The sequence below is a fragment of the Tatumella sp. UBA2305 genome (assembly GCF_002345795.1).
GTDB lineage: Bacteria > Pseudomonadota > Gammaproteobacteria > Enterobacterales > Enterobacteriaceae > Tatumella > Tatumella morbirosei.
The window spans coordinates 280,124-297,357 of the sequence record NZ_DDVT01000015.1 but is presented as its reverse complement, the minus strand read 5'-3'; the positions used below and the strand labels follow the sequence as shown (position 1 = coordinate 297,357).

17 protein-coding genes are annotated in these 17,234 nt (G+C 48.3%); 8 read left to right on the top strand and 9 right to left on the bottom strand.

Translation table 11 applies throughout. The annotated features are described in order from the left end of the window. Positions 1-283: 283 nt before the first annotated feature. From B3Z23_RS07765 to B3Z23_RS07755, 3 genes are all read left to right on the top strand, one after another. Positions 284-382, top strand: coding sequence for a YoaK family small membrane protein (locus tag B3Z23_RS07765; RefSeq protein WP_156994551.1), 99 nt, complete (start codon positions 284-286; stop codon positions 380-382). 261 nt (positions 383-643) lie between these two features. Continuing rightward, positions 644-2,359: a potassium/proton antiporter gene (locus B3Z23_RS07760; protein WP_414716471.1), complete on the top strand. Its 1,716-nt coding sequence runs from the start codon at positions 644-646 to the stop codon at positions 2,357-2,359. A gap of 120 nt (positions 2,360-2,479) precedes the next feature. Next, positions 2,480-3,670, top strand: a complete 1,191-nt coding sequence (locus tag B3Z23_RS07755; protein ID WP_294906408.1) for a multidrug effflux MFS transporter — start codon at positions 2,480-2,482, stop codon at positions 3,668-3,670. Positions 3,671-3,718: 48 nt separating this feature from the next. Here B3Z23_RS07755 and dadX read toward each other — a convergent pair whose 3' ends face one another. Beyond that, positions 3,719-4,798 carry a catabolic alanine racemase DadX gene (gene dadX / locus B3Z23_RS07750; RefSeq protein ID WP_294906405.1) on the bottom strand — a complete coding sequence of 360 codons (1,080 nt, stop codon included), beginning with the start codon at positions 4,796-4,798 and terminating at the stop codon, positions 3,719-3,721. 18 nt (positions 4,799-4,816) lie between these two features. Further along, a complete protein-coding gene (locus B3Z23_RS07745) occupies positions 4,817-6,115 on the bottom strand; it encodes a D-amino acid dehydrogenase (protein WP_294906402.1) in 1,299 nt (432 codons plus the stop codon). A 484-nt stretch (positions 6,116-6,599) separates the two neighbouring features. Here B3Z23_RS07745 and B3Z23_RS07740 point away from each other — a divergent pair, with 484 nt between their 5' ends. Next, on the top strand, positions 6,600-8,132 hold the full coding sequence (locus tag B3Z23_RS07740) for a SpoVR family protein (RefSeq protein ID WP_294906399.1): 1,533 nt from the start codon (positions 6,600-6,602) through the stop codon (positions 8,130-8,132). 36 nt (positions 8,133-8,168) lie between these two features. Here the strand turns inward: B3Z23_RS07740 and fadR are convergent, their stop codons facing one another. After that, positions 8,169-8,867 carry a fatty acid metabolism transcriptional regulator FadR gene (fadR, locus tag B3Z23_RS07735; protein WP_294906396.1) on the bottom strand — a complete coding sequence of 233 codons (699 nt, stop codon included), beginning with the start codon at positions 8,865-8,867 and terminating at the stop codon, positions 8,169-8,171. 262 nt (positions 8,868-9,129) lie between these two features. On the opposite strand from fadR, the gene dsbB reads away from it, so the two are divergent. Continuing rightward, a complete protein-coding gene (gene dsbB / locus B3Z23_RS07730; RefSeq protein WP_294906393.1) occupies positions 9,130-9,648 on the top strand; it encodes a disulfide bond formation protein DsbB in 519 nt (172 codons plus the stop codon). A 30-nt stretch (positions 9,649-9,678) separates the two neighbouring features. Here the strand turns inward: dsbB and B3Z23_RS07725 are convergent, their stop codons facing one another. The 3 genes from B3Z23_RS07725 to B3Z23_RS07715 all read right to left on the bottom strand — a co-directional run bounded on the left by B3Z23_RS07725 (position 9,679) and on the right by B3Z23_RS07715 (position 11,405). Continuing rightward, positions 9,679-10,128, bottom strand: coding sequence for a YcgN family cysteine cluster protein (locus B3Z23_RS07725; RefSeq protein ID WP_294907667.1), 450 nt, complete (start codon positions 10,126-10,128; stop codon positions 9,679-9,681). A 66-nt stretch (positions 10,129-10,194) separates the two neighbouring features. Further along, on the bottom strand, positions 10,195-10,854 hold the full coding sequence (locus B3Z23_RS07720) for a fumarylacetoacetate hydrolase family protein (RefSeq protein WP_294906390.1): 660 nt from the start codon (positions 10,852-10,854) through the stop codon (positions 10,195-10,197). Between the two features lie 278 nt (positions 10,855-11,132). Continuing rightward, complete coding sequence (locus tag B3Z23_RS07715) at positions 11,133-11,405, bottom strand: YcgL domain-containing protein (protein WP_294906387.1); 273 nt, start codon at positions 11,403-11,405, stop codon at positions 11,133-11,135. Between the two features lie 157 nt (positions 11,406-11,562). Here B3Z23_RS07715 and minC point away from each other — a divergent pair, with 157 nt between their 5' ends. From minC to minE, 3 genes are read left to right on the top strand one after another with little or no spacing between them, the layout of a single operon-like run. Beyond that, positions 11,563-12,285 (top strand): septum site-determining protein MinC, encoded by a 723-nt coding sequence (gene minC, locus B3Z23_RS07710; protein WP_294906384.1) that lies wholly within the window; start codon positions 11,563-11,565, stop codon positions 12,283-12,285. 33 nt (positions 12,286-12,318) lie between these two features. Beyond that, on the top strand, positions 12,319-13,131 hold the full coding sequence (minD, locus tag B3Z23_RS07705; protein WP_087488532.1) for a septum site-determining protein MinD: 813 nt from the start codon (positions 12,319-12,321) through the stop codon (positions 13,129-13,131). Between the two features lie 3 nt (positions 13,132-13,134). Further along, positions 13,135-13,404, top strand: coding sequence for a cell division topological specificity factor MinE (gene minE, locus B3Z23_RS07700; protein ID WP_038020843.1), 270 nt, complete (start codon positions 13,135-13,137; stop codon positions 13,402-13,404). Positions 13,405-13,455: 51 nt separating this feature from the next. On the opposite strand, the gene rnd is transcribed toward minE, so the two are convergent. The 3 genes from rnd to B3Z23_RS07685 form a co-directional block, all read right to left on the bottom strand. Further along, complete coding sequence (gene rnd, locus B3Z23_RS07695; RefSeq protein WP_294906378.1) at positions 13,456-14,577, bottom strand: ribonuclease D; 1,122 nt, start codon at positions 14,575-14,577, stop codon at positions 13,456-13,458. 96 nt (positions 14,578-14,673) lie between these two features. Then, a complete protein-coding gene (fadD, locus tag B3Z23_RS07690; protein WP_294906376.1) occupies positions 14,674-16,386 on the bottom strand; it encodes a long-chain-fatty-acid--CoA ligase FadD in 1,713 nt (570 codons plus the stop codon). Between the two features lie 213 nt (positions 16,387-16,599). Then, entirely contained in the window at positions 16,600-17,196 is a 597-nt protein-coding gene (locus tag B3Z23_RS07685) for a Slp family lipoprotein (protein WP_294906374.1), read from the bottom strand. Between the last annotated feature and the right edge of the window lie 38 nt (positions 17,197-17,234).

Here is a 17,234-nt window from a genome sequence, read left to right as displayed (position 1 = left end):
CCCTGACCCGGATAGCCTTAGCTCCAGTCACCAGCCCTCGAATGAATGTAAAAAAACTGTTGGCTGAGATTCAACTTAATCGCGGCAAAAGGTATAATAATCAGCATCCGGGTCACTGTGGAGTTAACAACGATGACTGCATGGATTTGTAATCATAAACTGGGCGTTATCCTGAGTCTGGTCATTATTCTTGAACTGACGATGTTTCTGCTGACTCATCACTGGTTACCCTGGAATACCTGACCCACCGGTTCGGCCAGATATCATTAAGAAGGTCTTTAACATGAAGATTGGTTATCTGTTTCCTGTCGCTATTATTGTCGCAGGGGTAGTACTGTTGGGCTGGTTTATTGCCAGCGGTGCCTGGATGCCAGGTCAGTAATTCTGTCTCTGACAGCATAACCATTTTCCCTTCTTCTGTTTAATATCGCGTAATGTAATAGTCGACTCATCTCTGGTTTACGGTACAAATTCGCTATTGATCAGACGTGTTTTAGCCTTTGTGCGGCGGCTTGCGTCGTAGTTCAGTTTAAATTTAAGGGTGGCAGTGTATTTTGCGGCTGAGTTCTGCAATACCACTCTCCACTCCCTCCTCTTTTCAGTAAATCATCTATCTTCAGGGAGCTGTCATTTGGAAACCAGCATGATTTATAGTCTTTTTGTTATTGGCTCAGTGCTGGTAGCATCAAGTATTATCCTTAGTGCCTTTTCGTCCCGGCTGGGTATTCCTATCCTGGTGATCTTCCTCGCGCTCGGCATGCTGGCGGGGGAAGATGGTATCGGCGGCATAGCCTTTGATAATTACCCTGCCGCTTATTTAATTTCCAATCTGGCGTTGGCGGTTATCCTGCTGGATGGTGGAATGCGCACCAAAGCCGGATCACTCAAAGTGGCTCTCTGGCCCTCATTGTCTCTGGCAACTGTCGGTGTGCTAATTACGGCAGGCCTCACGGGTATGATAGCAGCCTGGCTATTTAACCTCGATCTGATGCAGGGATTTCTGATTGGGGCAATAATTGGATCCACCGATGCGGCGGCGGTATTTTCACTGCTGGGCGGGAAAGGTTTAAATGAAAGGGTCAGCTCAACACTTGAAATAGAATCCGGCAGTAATGACCCCATGGCTGTTTTCCTGACCATCACACTGATCGATATGATCAGTAAAGGTAAAACCGAACTGGATATGATGTTTGTGGTCCATCTGGTTCAGGAATTTGGGCTAGGTATTGTGTTCGGTATTGGCGGCGGTTTTGCTATTCAACAACTAATTAACCGTATTACGCTGTCATCAGGATTATATCCACTGTTAGCCGTCAGCGGCGGGATTCTGGTATTTTCGTTTACTACACTGATGGAAGGCAGCGGTATTCTGGCCGTCTATCTCTGTGGTTGCTGGCTGGGGAATTCTCCGGTGCGTAACCGGCACGGCATTCTGCAAACCTTTGACGGGATGGCCTGGTTAAGTCAGATAGGCATGTTTATCGTGCTGGGTCTGCTGGTTGTACCCAGTGATCTGTGGCAAATCGCAGTACCGGCCATGCTGCTCTCGTTGTGGCTAATCTTTGTCGCCAGACCTTTATCAGTATTTACCGGATTGCTTCCGTTTAGAAATTTCACCCTTCGTGAGCGTTTTTTTATCAGTTGGGTCGGACTGCGCGGTGCAGTCCCTATTATCCTGGCTGTTTTCCCGATGATGGCCGGACTGGATAACGCTAAACTCTACTTCAACATTGCCTTTTTTGTAGTGCTGGTTTCTTTAATGCTGCAGGGCACCTCACTGACCCGGGCGGCTAAACTGGCCAGAGTAATCGTCCCTCCGGCGGCTGAGCCTATTCAGCGTATTGGTCTGGATATTGATCCACGCAGTCCGTGGGAAGAGTTTGTCTATCAGTTAAGTGACGATAAATGGTGTATTGGTGCCGCGTTACGGGAACTGGAAATGCCAGCTGAAACCCGGATTGCTGCCCTGTTCCGCGATAACGAGTTGATGCACCCGTCAGGTTCTACCAGGCTCAAAGAGGGTGATATTTTGTGCATCATTGGCCGGGAGAAAGACTTACCGGCACTGGGGAAAATATTCAGTGATAGTCCCCCTGTCGCGCTGGAACAACGTTTTTTTGGTGATTTTATTTTGGATGCCAGCACTGATTTGTATGATATTGCTCAGGTCTATGGCCTGGATCTCGACCAGGATATTCAGGCACATCAGCCACTGGCGAAAATGATCATTCAACAACTGGGGGGTACCCCGGTCGTAGGTGACCAACTGGAATGGCTGAATGTTATCTGGACCATTGCAGAAAAAGAAGATAATAACATCGTAAAAGTGGGTGTCAGGATGACAGATGGCCAGTCCTGAACCTGTTCCTGCCGACCCGCCATACTCCGGGTCTGCAGGTTAAACTTTATCATTCGACTACCGGCCAGGATAACAACGGTAATTTTGTCCCCCTTTTTTTGCGGAACCTCTGCTTTTTTCATGAATAAATACACTCTGTTACTACTTTCGCTGGTTCTGCTGGCACCTCTGGGTATTGACCTGTATCTGCCGACATTGCCACAGATTGCTGTCGGACTTTCCACCCCGGTAGACAATATTCAGTCAACCATCCCACTGTTCCTGCTGGTCATGGGGTTGGGACAACTGGTGACCGGGCCTTTGGTCGATAATCTCGGCCGTAAGCCCGTGGCTATCGCGGGACTGGTTCTATATGTGGCCGGCAGCCTGGCTGCCGTTTTCGCTGTCAGCTGGCCCTGGTTTTTGACAGCAAGAATTGTGCAGGGCTGTGCGGTGTGTTGTACGGCGGTAGTGGCTTTCAGCGGTGTGCGTGACCGCCTGAGCGGTGATGAGGCGGCTAAAACTTTCGGCTTTCTTAACGGCGCGTTAAATATCGTACCGGCACTGGCGCCGTTACTCGGCGGTACTTTAGCCGGACTGTTTGGCTGGCGGGCCCCCTTTGGCTTTCTGGCGTTGTACGGTCTGATCATCGGATTACTGATCATTTTTCGGTTACCTGAAACCCGTCCTGAGAACACACTGAAGGTCCCATATTTCCCATTAAAACAGTACCTGACCATACTCACCAGCCTGCGCTTTGTCTGTTTCTCCCTGGCAAATGCCGGGGCTTTGGGAATGGTACTCACTTATGTGTCGCTGGCTCCCGGGGTACTGATGGAACAAGGTGGCTTGTCCCCTTTTACCTTCGCGCTGGTATTTGGGGCTAACGGGTTGTGGATTATGCTGGTCAGTCAACTGGTCAGTTATGTCATACGTAAAGCCGGCAGACCTTTCTGTCTGCTGTCCGGTGCCCTGCTGATGCTGGTTGCTGCAGCCATGATGACGGGCGAAATCCTTTGGTTCAGCACAGACCTGCAACATTTCTGGGTGTGTTATATGTTGCCGGTCGCCGTCGCAGTCTCCGGACTGGCTTTCATCATCGGCCCGGCAACCAGCTATGCACTGGAACCTTATCAACAGCAGGCTGGTATGGCCTCTGCGTTGCAGGGATTTATTCAGATGGCCGGAGGGGCCGGAGGAAGCCTGGCGATACTGACATTGCCTGTGGATCCACGAATCGCGTTAACTCTGATGATGCTTACTGGCGCCCTACTGGCAATAATAGCGTGGCGGTGCAGCCATCGTGTCAAGGGCACCCTTAAAGCTCTGTAACTCAATAGTCACCCCAAAATTCTATTGGGGTGACTATAATCGCCGAGCTTAAAGCTCAATACGGAATGGGACGCGCGGTGCTACCGCACACATGAGTTCATATCCGACAGTACCGGAAGACTGTGCTACGTCATCTATCGGTACTTGTTCCCCCCATAATTCCACAGACGAACCGATAGTTGCCTGCGGACAGGGTGTCAGATCAACCATAATCATATCCATTGAAACAGCCCCGAGTGTCTGCGTTACCACTCCATCAACTGCCACGGGTGTTCCGGTAGGCGCATGCCGGGGATACCCATCAGCATAGCCACAGGCCACCACCCCAATACGCTGCGATGTCGTTGAGTGGTACCGGTATCCATACCCCACTCCTTCCCCGGGCTGTAGCTGTTGAATCCCTATAATTTCGCTGTTCAGGCGCATGGCCGGTTTCAGACCAGTGTTTGCGATATCCTGCGAGCGTCCTGAAGGTGATGCACCGTACAGAATGATACCCGGCCGGACCCATTGATGATGAGTTTGCGGGTGCCAAAGTGTGGCAGCGGAATTCGCCAGGCATCGTGGCGGAACCTCAGATAAGTCGGCGATAATTTGATCAATTTTTACCAATGGTTCATCGACACCATCGCTGTCTTCTGCGCGGGCGAAATGGGTCATTAATGTCATTTCACCCACATTCGGCAATGCAGCCAGTCGTTTCCAGACAGCAGCGACCTGTTCGGGTCGGAAACCCAGACGGTTCATCCCGGTGTTTACTTTGACAAAAATATTTAGCGGTGCAGACAGTTGCGCACTAGCCAACGCCTCAATCTGCCATTCACTGTGAATACTGGTGCTCAGCCGGTACCTATCCAGTAAAGAAAGGTCGGCTGGTTTGAAAAAGCCTTCCAGTAGTAAAACCGGCTTCTCCCAGCCATGTTCACGTAGCAAAATGGCTTCTTCATAATTCAGTAATGCGAAACCATCCGTGGCAGATAATGCAGGTAAACAGCGGGCGATACCATGCCCGTAAGCATTAGATTTCACAACGGACCAGACCTTAGCTCCTGATGCCGTCTGTTTGACGACAGAGAGGTTATGCTTCAGGGCCTGATGACTTACAGTTGCGATAATCGGTCGTGACATACAATTCTCCTGGTATCCTTAACGGGCAATACTGACTTTGGGGTGCGATGAACTGACATCAAAACCCGGCAGGTAGCGCATGACCGATAAGTCATCGACTGCGATATCCGGTGTTTTCCCGGAAATAATATCAGCGATTAATTTTCCGGACCCACAGGCCATGGTCCAGCCCAGTGTGCCATGGCCTGTATTCAGATACAGATTAGCTAACGGAGTGCGTCCGACGATCGGAGTACCATCCGGTGTCATCGGTCGTAAACCTGTCCAGAATGTTGCCTGTTCAATCTGGCCACCTTCAGGATAAAGATCACTGACCACCATCTCCAGCGTTTCCCTGCGCGCAGGCAATAGTTTGGTGTTAAATCCAACAATCTCCGCCATTCCCCCGACCCGGATACGGTCATCAAACCGGGTCACGGCGATTTTATAAGTTTCGTCAAGGACGGTAGAAACAGGGGCTGCATCATAATTTTTGATGGGTATCGTCAGTGAATAGCCTTTCAAGGGATAGACAGGAACAGACACAATATCTTTTAACAATGCCGTAGAGTATGAACCACAGGCGACGATATAACGGTCTGCGGTAAGCGTTTCACTGCCGCAACGAATGCCAGTGATGCTGTTCCCTTCACGTAACAGCCTGTCGATCGTCACGTTATAGCGAAAAGTCACCCCAGCCTGCTCTGCCATCGCAGCCAGTCGCTGAGTAAATAATTTACAGTCCCCTGTCTCATCATTAGGCAGTTGCAGACCACCGGTAAGTTTGTGTCGGGTTGCCGATAAAGCGGGTTCAATAGAAGGTAATTCCGCAGATTCGACCAGTCGGTAAGGGACACCGGCTTCTCTGAGCACTTCAATATCTTTCGCCGCATTCGCGTACTGCTGTTCAGTGCGAAACAGCTGTAAAGTTCCACCCTGCCGCCCTTCGTATTCTATTCCCGTTGTCGCACGTAACTCCTTAAGGCAGTCACGGCTGTACTCTGCAATACGTACCATGCGGCTCTTATTTTCGTGATAATGCGGCAGAGTACAGTTCTTTAGCATTTCCCACATCCACTGCAACTGGAAAGCAGATCCATCAGGACGAATTGAGAGCGGCGAGTGGCGCTGGAACATCCATTTTACGGCTTTCAATGGAATGCCCGGCGCGGCCCATGGTGAAGCATAACCGGGAGAAATCTGCCCGGCATTACCCGCACTGGTCTCCTCCGCAGGACCACTGGTGCGATCAATGACGGTCACCTCGTGACCCGCCTGTGCCAGATACCAGGCACTGGCAACACCGACAACTCCACTTCCAAGAATAAGTACTTTCATCGCAGCACCTTCAGCATAAAAACCTAAATTATGATCCAAAGTCTGGTGATATTAACTATCCAGACCAGAACCCCACCGTTTAGTCTATTTCACCTTGTTTTTGCTGTTTTGATAACAAAAATTAGCATCATGGTGAATATTCAGTAGTTAAATTGGTTTTAAATTAAAACTCGGCAGTTAATTATGCGGAATGTGATTTTATTAATGCATGTCAGAATTTTTAAATGTTGCCATACAATCTACTTATATACAGTATATTGTTCTGTTTTTTGAGTCAGTTAATGGTATTTGGCACAAAAAACTCGCACGGCAGTAATCTGAGCCTTCTTTTGTATCCGTTTTCGCGCTAGCCTGTCATTGCAACCTAAAAGAATCAGCTATCCTTAAAAAGTCACCCGAAACAATTTTCCTCATCAGGATGATGAGTCTGATACCAGGCGATAACTTACTGTAGACAGACCACTGTAGATAGACGAGGTGCGCTATGACAACTGTTTTTGATGCCCCTTCGCTTCGACCCGAACGTCTGAGCGATGGTCCGGACTGGACCTTTGGACTGCTTGAAACTTACCTGGCCGAAATTGACCGTGTTGCTAAGTCATACCGGCTGGATACCTATCCGCATCAGATAGAAGTAATTACGTCAGAACAAATGATGGATGCATATTCCAGCATTGGCATGCCTATCAACTATGCCCACTGGTCATTCGGTAAAAAATTTATTGAAACCGAACAGCTCTATAAGCAAGGTCAACAAGGGCTGGCTTATGAAATTGTTATCAATTCCAATCCGTGTATAGCTTATCTGATGGAAGAAAATACCATGACCATGCAGGCGCTGGTCATGGCCCATGCCTGCTATGGTCATAACTCCTTCTTTAAAAATAACTACCTGTTCCGTAGCTGGACCGATGCGGGCTCTATCGTTGATTATCTGCTATTTGCCCGTAATTATATTTCTGATTGTGAGGAGAAATACGGTATTGAAGCAGTAGAACGGTTGCTGGACTCCTGTCATGCGCTGATGAACTATGGGGTAGACCGTTATAAAAGACCTCAAAAAATATCTCTGCAGGAAGAAAAAACACGACAAGAAAGCCGCGAGGCTTATCTGCAAAGTCAGGTAAATACCTTGTGGAGAACTTTGCCACGAAGAGAAAAAGAAGAAACTGCGATCGAACGGCCCCGTTATCCAACGGAGCCACAGGAAAACCTGCTTTATTTCATGGAGAAAAACGCACCATTGCTGGAGCCGTGGCAACGCGAGATTCTCCGTATCGTGCGCAAAATCAGCCAGTATTTCTATCCCCAGAAACAGACTCAGGTGATGAATGAGGGATGGGCCACCTTCTGGCATTACACTATCCTCAATCATTTATATGATGAGGGAAAAGTGACTGAGCGGTTTATGATGGAATTTCTGCACAGTCACACCAATGTCGTTGCCCAGCCACCGTACAACAGCCAGTGGTATAGTGGAATTAACCCTTATGCCCTGGGATTTGCGATGTTTCAGGACATTAAACGAATCTGTCAGTTCCCGACAGAGGAAGACAGAGTCTGGTTCCCGGATATTGCAGGCAGCGACTGGCTGGAAACTTTACATTTTGCGATGCGGGAATTTAAAGATGAAAGTTTTATCAGCCAGTTTCTGTCACCTAAAGTGATCCGTGATTTCCATCTGTTCTCGGTGGCTGACGATGATCGGAAAAATTTCCTGGAAATATCGGCCATTCATGATGATGAAGGATACCGTACGATACGACAGCAACTCTCTGCTCAGTACAACCTGAGTAATATTGAACCAAACATTCAGGTATGGGATGTGGATTTACGAGGCGATCGTTCTCTGACACTACGTTATATACCGCAAAACCGCGCTTCACTGGCTGATAGCCGCACCGAAGTGATGAAGCATGTGCACCGGTTATGGGGATTTGATGTAAAACTGGAGCAGTTAAATGATGACGGCAGTGTCGATATTCTTGAACGCTGTCCTCCCCGCCAACAAATATAGTCTCTGTCCGGCCGGAGACGGCCGGAGTTTCCCGGGTTAAGCAGCGGGCTTTTGCATGCTGTGCCAGATTTTACCACTGTCACGACCGTAATCCCGCACCAGTTCAGTAATTTTATCGTTGGCTGTTTTTGGATCACACAGCTTATACAGTGTGGTGTAAAATTCGTGCGCCCTCTCCTTAGCCTGAGGATTGGCAAAGTACTGCTTACCCACCCGGGTATAGAGACCTTTAAGCCCATTGATAATAAGACCGTAGATCGGGTTACCGGAAGCAAACGCCAGGCCACGGAAAACCCGGTAATCAATATCCGAGTAGTCATCACCGCGGAGTTCAGCTTCACGAGCATCAGTCAGAACTGCCCGCGACTGTTCAGGATAGTGACGCAGTGCACGGCTGATAAAGATGGTCGCAATATTAGTGCGTACTGACAGCAGATTATCAATCAGCTGCGGAACGCTTTCGTGATCGAGTCTGGCGAGTGTTTCGAGAATGTTCAGACCCGAAGTTTCCCAGAAGTCATTCACCCGCGTGGGTTTACCGTGCTGAATCGTTAGCCAGCCATCGCGGGCTAACCGTTGCAGAACTTCGCGCAGTGTGGTGCGGGTGACACCAATCAGCTCAGACAGCTCACGCTCGGCAGGCAGAATAGATCCCGGCGGAAAACGGCTATTCCAGATACTTTCAATAATAAATTCTTCAGCGAACCCTGCCGGGCTTTGCGCCTTAATGACCATAGCAAATTATCTCTTTACCAACTGTCCGTTTATTGATTCATCATAACAAAACCATTATCAGCCATATAGCATCACTGAGTATTAAAACACGATCAACATCAATAAATTTCTATATCCGATGCCGTTTTCCCGTACAATTCTCAAACTTCCACCAGCGCAACAAAGGGTGACATTTTCAACACGGGTTGATATGGGATATTGGTGGATTATCTGCCGTTTTGGTTTACACTGCAGGATATCTGATTTGGACAAGGAAAACAGCATGTTACGAATGTTAAACCGTTGTTCTAAAGGCCGCGCAGCATGGTTACTCCTTGCGCTAACGGCCTTTGCGTTAGAACTTACCGCTCTTTGGTTTCAGCATGTTATGGGGTTGAAGCCTTGTGTAATGTGTATTTATGAGCGTTGCGCCCTGTTAGGTGTGCTGCTGGCCGGCCTGGTAGGCGCTCTTGCTCCCGCGACGCCATTCCGCTTTATCGGAATTATCATCTGGTTGATTGGTGCATGTGAAGGTGTCCGTTTATCCTGGGAACATACCATGTTACAGGTTCATCCCCCACTATTTGCCACCTGTGACTTTATGGCAAGATTCCCGTCCTGGTTACCCCTCGACAAATGGGTACCGGGAATGTTCGTTGCCAGCGGTAACTGTCTTGACCGTAGCTGGACACTGTTTAACCTGAGTATGCCGGAATGGCTGTTAGGGGTTTTTGTCGTCTACCTGCTGGTTGCCGTGTTAGTGCTGATTGCCCAGTTGAGTGTATTCAGCCGCAGAAAATAAACGGCCAGCCATAACCAGAACCATGGCTGCTTAGCAGCCATTCTGATCCGGTCTTTCGATAATATGATCTTCCCAGTTCCGAACTTCACTTTCACGCACCGCAATGTATCTGACTGAAATGCGTTTAGCGTGCATTTCCCTGGCTGACCCCGTCAGCAACGGATGCCACTCAGGTAGTGACTTTCCTTCGGCCAGTAGCCGGTAACCACAGGTCTTTGGTAACCAGGAGAAAGTCGGCAGGTTCGCTCGTGTGAGTTTGATACAATCCGGTTCGTACTCAAAGCGCGTTTCATAATGCTTACAACGACAACTTTTTATATTAAGTAAATTGCAGGCCACATTGGTGAAGTAAATTTCATCTGTCTCCGCGTCCTGCAATTTGTTCAGACAACACTGCCCGCAACCATCACAGACAGATTCCCACTCCTCATCTGTCATTTGATCAAGACTTTTGGTTTTCCAGAAAGGAGGATTGGTTATCATAATTTTGTCTCTTTATATAAATCAGCCGCCCGTTATAAAGAGTCATCACCGGATATGCAAGTATTACGACACTCTTGTACTCACACCGTGGTCAGCAAATGACACTTTTAACGAATCACCGGTCGCTAACGGACCCACACCTTCGGGGGTGCCGGTCAGAATAATGTCACCGGGACGCAGGGTAAAGAAGCGTGACATATAAGCAATCAGGGGCACAATCTTGTACATCATATCGCTGGTATTTCCTGACTGACGCACTTCCCCGTTGATTTCCAGTTTCAGTGGCGTGTTTTGAGGATCACCGCTAAATTCGGACGCCGGAATAAATCCGGAAACCGGACAAGAATTATCAAAGCCTTTCGATTTTTCCCACGGCTGCCCTTTCTTCTTCAGACCTGCCTGAACAGTACGCAGAGTCAAATCCAGTGCGACACCGTAACCCGCAATCGCCGGCAAAACCTGTTCTTCACTGGCTTGCTGTAAGGTGCTGCCAATCAACACGGCCAGTTCCACTTCATGATGAATCTCACCCAAGCCCGACAGCAGAGAGAGCGGCTGACGAAGATCACAGAGCGCCGTCTCCGGCTTAATGAATACCACCGGTTCTTCCGGAGTGATACTCCCCATTTCACTGATATGTTTAGCGTAGTTGCTTCCTACACAGACTACTTTCCCTGCGGGTAAATTGAGTAACTCACCCTGCCAGTTACGATGCTGATACATGATGTCCCCTTTGTTTGGTATAAGAAAGCATTAACCTCCGTTATACTTAGCAAGAAAACCAGTAAAAGAAAATAGCGTAACTGCGTACTTGTTAACCACAGCTACAGACAATAAGTAACAAAGTCTTACCTGTAGTCCATCCGTCTGTGGCGGTGGAATCCCTGACAAATAAAATGTGGGTTAACTGTTTAGCGCAGAGACATCCGGGAAAAGTGGAACAAAACAGAAATAATGCTCTGCAAATAACACTGGTTATATTTACAGAGGAATCCTAATAATTAATTTTCGTTAGCAGACAGGTGCATTTTAAGTAAGTTTTCTACCGGAGGAGGTACCTGTAAATAATAACCTTTATCCTGTAATTCCTGTCTGACTTTCACAATGTCCGCACTACCCAGTTTCTCGCGGCCAGAGAGTGAAATCACCATAGCCAGCACTGGTTTGCCAAATCCCTTGAGTAGTTCAGCGGGCACACGGGAAAAGTCATCTTTTTTTTCGATATACAGATAAGTCTGATCACGTAGCGAACTTCTGTAAATGGCGCAAAACATATTTTTCTCCGAATTAATCTGTATGGTGACTTGCCTCTATAATAGTGTAACTATAACATGACAGGTGTCATTCGAATATTGAACCTTCTGGGCCAGGTGTAGATATTTTATCGCTTGTTCAGAAATGAAACTGTCAAACAGGACTGAGTCGGGACAGATGTCGCAAACGCCAATCGAACTAAAAGGCAGCAGTTTTACTTTATCTGTTGTCCATCTTCACCATTCACAACCCGAGGTGATTCGTCAGGCGCTTCAGGAAAAAATTGATCAGGCCCCGGCGTTTCTCAAAAATGCCCCGGTAGTCCTGAATATTTCATCGCTATCATCAGCGGTTAACTGGACACAAATGCAACAGGCCGTTACCTCAACCGGTTTGCGGATTATGGGGGTAAGTGGCTGTAAAGACGAGCAACTGAAGTCACTGATTCAGGCGGCGGGTTTACCTGTATTAACTGAAGGTAAAGAAACCCGTAAGCCAGCGAAAGGTGAAACTACTCCCGTCGCTGCAGAATCTGTCACTCAGGCTCCGGTTGTCGACAGTGAAAAATTTGCCAGAACCCGCATAATCAATACCCCGGTGCGGTCCGGGCAACAGATTTATGCTAAAAATGCTGACTTAATCGTCACCAGTAGTGTCAGCGCAGGCGCAGAACTTGTTGCTGATGGTAATATTCATATTTACGGAATGATGCGTGGCCGGGCTCTCGCCGGAGCAGGTGGGGACCAAAATGCCGGAATATTTTGCACAAATTTAGCGGCCGAGTTGGTATCCATTGCCGGAGAATACTGGATTATGGATCAAATTCCTGCGGAGTTTTTTGGCAAGGCCGCACGACTAACATTAACCGACGGTGTATTGTCGATAAAGACACTAAATTAGACCCCTTTTCTATTGTTAAGGAAATCATTATATATGGCACGCATTATTGTAGTTACATCTGGTAAAGGGGGCGTTGGCAAGACAACGTCAAGCGCGGCCATCGCAACCGGTTTAGCGCAAAAGGGAAAAAAAACCGTCGTTATCGATTTCGATATCGGTTTGCGTAACCTGGATTTAATCATGGGCTGTGAACGACGCGTCGTTTATGACTTCGTTAACGTGATCCAGGGTGATGCCACACTGAATCAGGCTCTGATTAAAGATAAGCGTACCGAAAACCTGTTCATTCTTCCTGCATCACAAACCCGTGATAAAGATGCCCTGAATTATGAAGGTGTCGGTAAAGTACTGGATGAACTGGCAACCATGGACTTCGATTTTATTGTCTGTGACTCACCGGCCGGTATTGAAACCGGTGCGTTGATGGCACTCTACTTCGCTGATGAAGCGGTTATCACCACCAACCCTGAAGTTTCTTCGGTCCGTGACTCAGACCGTATTCTCGGCATTATTGCCTCCAAATCACGTCGTGCCGAAAAAGGGCAGGATCCGGTGAAAGAACACCTGCTATTGACCCGTTATAACCCGGGTCGTGTCAGCCGCGGTGATATGCTAAGCATGGAAGATGTGCTGGAAATTCTGCGCATTCCTCTGGTAGGTGTGATTCCTGAAGACCAGTCGGTGTTGCGCGCCTCTAACCAGGGGGAGCCTGTTATCCTGGATACCGTTTCAGATGCAGGTAAAGCCTATGCTGATACCGTCGATCGCTTACTCGGCGAAGAACGTCCCTTCCGCTTTATTGAAGAAGAGAAGAAGGGTTTCCTAAAACGCCTGTTCGGGGGATAAGCCATGGCATTACTTGATTTCTTTTTATCCCGTAAAAAAAATACTGCTAATATCGCCAAAGAAAGATTGCAGATTATTGTTGCGGAACGTCGTCGTGGGGACAGCGAGCCCCACTACCTGCCGCAGTTAAAGCGCGATATTTTGGAAGTGATTTGTAAATATGTGAAGATTGATCCGGATATGGTGACTGTCCAGTTGGATCAAAAAGGCGAAGACATTTCGATTCTTGAACTCAACGTGACCTTGCCGGAAACGGAAGAAGCACCGAAATGATTTCGTGGGACAGATAACAGATGCCGCGTTAAACCGCGGCATCTCTCTGAATTATTTAGCGGCAATAATGGCGGTGATTTTTTCTGCCATTAACTCTCCCCGCCATCCTTTTAATAATTCTGGTGTATTTTCCCGGGGCTTTATCTGCCAGTGCGCTGACAGTACCTGATTTATTTGCCTGCGTGAGGCCAGAAGTTCCTGACTGAAACCCGTTTGTTCACTTGTCTGCTTAATAAAGGCTTTTAAATCCTTAAACAGTGTCTTGTAACCTGGACAGTCAATAAGATTTTTTATCGCCGCCGGTAGTTGTTGTTCAGGTTCGGCCTGAGCTTCTGCCACCAACTGTAGCATCGTCTGACCATGAAACCGAATCTCGGGCCCGGTCAACCCCAGTTGCTGTAACTCCCCTGACGATCCTGGCAGGTAACGAGCGACTTTCCACAGATTCTCTTCTTTCACCACAAAATTGACGGCCATATCTTTACGTCGTGCATAGCTCAGTCGCCAGGCCGCCAGTTTTTGTAGGGCCGCCAGCTGACGCGGACGTAGTTGCCAGGCCTGACCTATTTCTGCCCACGCATGTTCTGCTGGCAGAATATCCTGACGCCGTTCACATAACATCTCACATTCACTCAATGCTTTATCCAGTACCTGTCGCTCAGTGGCTTGCTGATGCAATTTCCGGGCAATCGGCAGCAAATATTCCACATCAGCCGCAGCATAAAGGCACTGACGTTCGGTTAACGGCCGGGCGAGCCAGTCAGTTCTGGATTCGCTCTTATCCAGCTCAACCCCGGTAAACTCTGCCACCATCGCAGCAAATCCCAGTGACATAGGGTAACCGAGAAATGCCGCCAGAATTTGTGTATCCACCATCGGTGACGGCAACACTGAAAAACGGTGCAGAAAGACCTCAAGATCCTCTCCACCGGCATGAAGATATTTAATCACCCGCTGATCACTTAACAATGTAATAAACGGCGACCAGTCAGTAATAGTGAGAGGATCAATCAGGGTCACCGCCTCACTGTCAAATAACTGAATTAACCCTAATTGTGGATAGTAGGTGCGGGTACGTACAAATTCGGTATCCAGAGCAACGGCTGAGTGTTTCAGGGCGGACTGGCAGACTTCAGCCAGTTGTTGATCAGTGTCGATAATTTGATAATTCAAAGCAAAATTCTCTCTTACTGCGAAAATTCTCCGCAGCGATGACATAAAAACAAAACGCCGGTTTAGCCGGCGTTGACATAAAAATGCTTCACCCTGTCAGCCCTGGCCTTTTGCCACCGCTTCTGCGCGCAACTCACGGCGCAAAATTTTTCCAACATTACTTTTCGGTAAAGCATCACGAAATTCAATATATTTAGGAATTTTATAGCCTGTCAGATTTTGACGACAATGGTCAAGTAACTCTTCCCGGGTCAGCGACTTATCTCTGACGACCACATACACTTTGATTGCCTCTCCCGTCGCATCGCTCGGTACACTCACCGCGGCCACTTCAGAAACCTTGGCATGAGACATGATTACTTCTTCGATTTCACTGGGATAAACATTAAAACCCGATACCAGAATCATATCTTTTTTACGATCAACAATCCGGATAAAACCTTCACTGTCTACTGTAACAATATCCCCACTGTGCAGCCAGCCATCTGTCATTACCTCACGTGTCGCTTCAGGTTGTTGCCAGTAACCTGCCATCACCTGTGGCCCACGAATCAGTAATTCTCCCTGCTCGCCGTCCAACAATTCCTGACCGTTATCATCCACCACTTTTATTTCTGTAGAAGGTACCGGTACTCCGATACTGCCAGTATAACTGGTAATATTACAGGGATTGACGGAAACCAGTGGAGAACACTCCGTCAGGCCATATCCCTCCAGAAGATAATTACCCGTCAATGCCTCCCACCGTTCAGCGACGATTTTATTGACGGCCATTCCCCCACCGACAGTGAGTTTGAGCGCTGTAAAATCCAGTTTTCTGAACTCAGGGTTACTCAGCAAACTATTAAATAAAGTATTTACCCCGCTCAGCGTCGTAAACCGGTAACGTCCGAGTGTTTTAATCATGGATTTAGTATCAAAAGGATTAGTAATCAGTAGATTACTCCCACCTACCTCCAGAAAAAGCAGACAATTCACGGTCAGGGCGAAGATGTGATACAAAGGCAATGCCGTCACCACCATCTCTTCGCCAGGAGTCAGCAATCCGCCATACATCGCTTTACACTGCTCGAGGTTAGCCTGCAGGTTCCGGTGAGTCAGCATCGCCCCTTTTGCCAGTCCGGTTGTACCTCCGGTATATTGCAAAAACGCCAGATCACTGTTATTGAGTTCTGGCCGAACGTAAGTCAGTTGGCGCCCTCGTCTGAGGCATTCGCGATAGGAGTGTACGCCTGCCAGAGACCAGGCCGGTACCAGCCGTTTAACATACTTCACCGCCAGATTCACCAGGGTACGTTTAGGCCAACGCAGGCCGTCACCTAGCTGAGAAACAATCACGTGTTTTACCCGGGTGTCACCAATCACCTGTTGGAGAGTATGAACAAAATTACTGACTATAACGATCGCTTCCGCGCCACTGTCAGACAATTGATGGCGTAACTCTCTGGGCTTATATAACGGATTAACATTTACAACCACCATACCCGCCCGCAGAATGCCGAACAGAGCTATTGGAAACTGCAAAGTGTTGGGCATCATCAGCGCAACCCTGGCGCCTTTTTCCAACTTGAGTTCCTGCTGTAGATAAGCCGCGAAGGCACAGCTCTGCTCTTCCAACTGGCGGAACGTCAGCTCTTCTCCCATACTGATATAGGCGGGTTTATCGTTATAGCGTAGTACTGCATGTTCGAAAAGATCAATCAGTGAGTTATAGTGATCGGCATCGATCTCCGGCGGTACCCCGTCAGGATAATGTGCTAACCAGGCCTTCGTCCTTGCTGGCGTTGAAAAATCATATTGTAACACCATGTTAAATCCCTCCTGCCCGTTTAACATTATTTTAACTCATTGTACCAGTATGCTAATAACACGATCTCCGTGTTGCGATATCTGTCACTAATTACTGCATATATTAACGGCCCTGCACATAAAAAACCCGGAGCCATACTGGCTCCGGGCCGGATATCTCACTTGCCTTTATCCCGGGACGGGGGAGGCCTTCTCACTGGCATGCCCGGGGGTTTATTCGGTAAGGTATGTCTCAACCGTGGCGGGACCGGGGCTATAAAAACCCCACCAGGGATTCCCCCAGTAGCCATGGCGGTATCGGCCGGGACCAGGGCCATACCAAATCCACGGATCCATTGGCATTGGCGGGCTCACTACCTGACTAGCCAGATGCCAACGCTGATAGCCTGTCACATCGATAACCAAAAAGTCATAGGTTGCCTGACCAATCTGACCTTTCTCTGTACCGCGGATATTACCTAATACTGTCAGGTACTGATTATTCAGATTGACCGGGTCCACAAATCCATGCACGTCAGCATAAATCCGTCCGGTCGATGCCGAACCCAGTATTGGCCGGGCACTGTCATCCAGCGGTTGAACCGCCAGTTCAATGCGGGTCATACCATTACTGTTGGTAACTTTCACCACCTGACCGCCAAACCGGGATTCCTGTCCTACGTAAAGCTGTGGGGCATTCATCACCCGGACCAGGTCCTGTTGCGGCTCCGGAGAAATTCCGCGAATACTTTGAGGTACAGTTGCACATCCGGCAAGTAATAACACGGATGCCAGCATCAATGCAGAACAACCCTTTCTTAAACTGAGCATAATAATCTCCTGAGTATTATCCACTTAGACCGCTTAAA